The following is a 3017-nucleotide window of genomic DNA, read 5'->3' as shown; positions in this document are numbered from 1 at the left end:
TGGTGGAGGAACGCTCCGTGCATCGGGTCGAGCAGGTTCTCCACGGCGTACCGCCACGGCACGTCCCACTCCGTGCCTTCGTGCGCTGCGCAGACGTTACTTCAGGTAGGGGCCTGCCGTGCCGACCTGCCCGGGAGCGGCGTTCTTGCCGCCCAGGTCGAGCACGTACACCCGCATGTTGCCCTTGCCCGGCGCGGCCACCGTGAGGGTTCCGTCGGACACGGTCCGCACGTCCCCGGTCACGGCGTCCTTGTAGGTGCCGTTCGGGATTCCGCTGTACGAGGCGCCGCCGGTGACGGCCACCAGGGCGAAGGAGTCGACGCCGCTCGCCGCGTCGGTGTACCGGCGCTTGTACGCCATCGAACCGCTGATGCCCTCGGTGGAGTACTGGCCCATCTGGAGAGCCGGAACCGCCCGCCGGATCTGGTTGAGCCGCTGCACGTGCTTGACCAGCGGCTGTGAGAGCGTGTCCGCCACCGCACCGCTCGCCGAGGAGACCTTGCTGAAGTCCGAGGCCGTCACTTCACCGGCGATGCGGTCGCCGAAGTACGCCCGCCCGGTGGTCGCCAGCGGGCAGGTGGGCCCGCAGTCGATCTTCTTCCCCGCCTGGAACTCGACCTCGGAGCCGTAGTACAGGGTCGGGATACCGCGGAACGTCCACATCAGGGCCATGTTCTCGGCCCAGGCGTCCGTGCCGCCCGCGTACCGCTCACTGCTCTTGTTGGGTCCGTAGTCGTGGCTGTCGACGTAGACGACGTTGTACGTGGCGTCGTTGTAACTGTCGTCGGAGTCCTTGCCGTTGCTGTAGGCGTTGTTGGCGTCACCGAAATTCATGTGCATCCGCATGTCGATGACGTTCATCCCGGAGAACTGGCTGTGGTCCGGCGTGTGGTAGCTGTTCCCCTTCAGGAAGGCGTTGTCGGAGACCGGCTGCTGCCCGGTACCGAGCTGCTCCTCGTAGTTGTACATCTCCAGCGAGGCGGCGGCGTCGTCCGCGCTGTACTCCTTGCGCTCCTTCCAGGTGTAGAACTGCGCCGAGTGGTTGACCGAGCCCCGGTTCCACTTGTCGTTGACGAAGGCGCCGACCTCACCGAAGACGAAGAAGTTCTTCGCGGCCTCGGCGCCGAACTTCGAGGTGACGCGCTCCTGGATCGCCGGCAGGAAGCGGCGGTTCCAGGTGGTGCGCGGGATGTGCACGGCGGTGTCGATCCGGAAGCCGTCGACGCCCATGTCGATGTATTTGTCGTAGGCGCCGATCAGGTAGTTCTGCACCGGGGCGCTCTCGGTGTTGAAGTCCGCGAGGTCCTCGTGGAGCCAGCAGCTGCGCGAGTCCTCGCCCTCCCAGTTGCCGATCCAGCAGTTGTGGTAGTACACCGTCGGGAACATCCCGGAAGTGGCGTTCGGCCACTGGCAGTTGTAGATCTTGTAGCCTTCGGCGGAGGTACCGCCGGTGGGCTTTCCCCAGTTGAGGCAGGTGTTGCCGGCCGGTTCGGCGGTCGACCACAGGTCGCCGTTGTAGTAGGTCTTGCCGGACTTCGTCTCGACGGTCAGCCCGTCGTACTCGAAGCCCTCGTTCTTCTCGTCGTAGTACCAGCTCCACTGCGAGTCCCGCACGCCGTAGACCGTCGGGGTGAACAGCCCCTTGGCGCCCCACCGGGAGGAGTGGTTGTAGACGACGTCCTGGTAGATCTTCATCCCCTTGGCGTGCGCCGCGTTGATGAGATCCTGGTAGGAGGCGCCGGCGGACTCCAGGCGCGGGTCGACCTTGTAGAAGTCGTAGCCGTGGTAGCCGTGGTAGTCGTAGTCCGACCGGTTGAGCACCACCGGTGTGATCCAGATGGCGGAGAAGCCCAGCCCCTTGATGTAGTCGAGCTTCTTGACCAGGCCCTTGAAGTCGCCCCGGAACATGGGGTCGTTGTTGGCCGCGTTGCCGGACTTCACGTCCTGGCTGCCACCCCGGTTGTTCGTGCTGTCACCGTCGTTGAAACGGGCGGTGAGGACGAAGTAGATCGGGTCCTTGCGCGGGTCCGTGCCCAGCGGCTGCCCCGAGGCCGCGACGGGCGGCTTGTCACCGGTGGTGGCGGTCGCCGCCGTCGAGGCCGCCGAGACGTTGCCCGCGGCGTCCACCGCCTTGACGGTGTAGCTGTACGCGGTCCGCTCCTCAAGACCCGTGTCGGAGAACACCGTGGAGCCGGTGTCCGCCACCAGGGTGCCCTTCGTCCCGCCGGTACGGGTGACCTGGTACTTCGTCACGCCCACATTGTCCGTGGAGGGTTCCCAGGTCAGGACCACCGAGACGCCGTCCGCTGCGGCAGCCGCCTTCGTCGGGGCGGACGGGGCCGTGGTGTCCGGTACCGCGGCGGCGCACGGATCGGCCGCGTTCGAGGTGACCTTGTGGTCCTTCACCGTGGAACGCCCGGTCGGAAGAGAGTAGTTGGAGCCGTTGTTGTTGTCCCAGACGCCGTTGCCGTTGTTGAACGTGGCGTTGAGCCCGGTGGCCGTCCCGAGGTCGACGGTCCGCTTCACCCACCCGGTGCAGGCCGCCTCCATGCCCACCCCGGGGACGGTGGTCCACGCGCCTCCCGCCGGCTGGTAGTGGAGGTTGGTGGTGGTCCAGCCGACCGTGGCGGTGGAGTAGTAGACCTCCGCGCTGTTCGTGCCGGTCGGGGAGGGGCTCGGAGTCGTACCGCTGTCCGCGCACGGGTCGCTGTGGGCCACCACACCGTCCTTGACCGTGATGTTCCCGGTGCCGAGGGCGTAGTTGTTGCCGGAGTTGTTGTCCCAGACGCCCTGGCCGTTGTTGAAGGTCGCGGCCAGGCCGGTGGCGCTGCCGAGCGGAACGGTCAGCTTCACCCAGTCCGTACAGGCGGCGGTCATCGCCGTCCCCGGGACGGTGGTCCAGGAGCCACCGTCGGGTGCCCAATCCGCGAGGTGCCCGGGGTGCTGGGGTCGCCGTCGTAGACCCCGTCCACGTCGGAGAGGAGGACGAGGAGGTCGGCGTGGACGAGGTGGGCGAC

1 protein-coding gene and 1 pseudogene are annotated in these 3017 nt (G+C 67.1%); both read right to left on the bottom strand.

Annotated features, from left to right (window positions below; all coding sequences use genetic code 11):
* Positions 1 to 96: 96 nt before the first annotated feature.
* Positions 97 to 2877, bottom strand: coding sequence for a carbohydrate binding domain-containing protein (locus ACWD3D_RS35470; RefSeq protein ID WP_451464790.1), 2781 nt, complete (start codon positions 2875 to 2877; stop codon positions 97 to 99).
* Positions 2878 to 2921: 44 nt separating this feature from the next.
* Positions 2922 to 3017 (bottom strand): annotated as a pseudogene (locus ACWD3D_RS35465) (amino acid kinase family protein); the annotation flags it as partial.

The organism is Streptomyces sp. NPDC002690, assembly GCF_053592415.1.
This window is presented reverse-complemented; position numbering and strand designations above follow the sequence as displayed.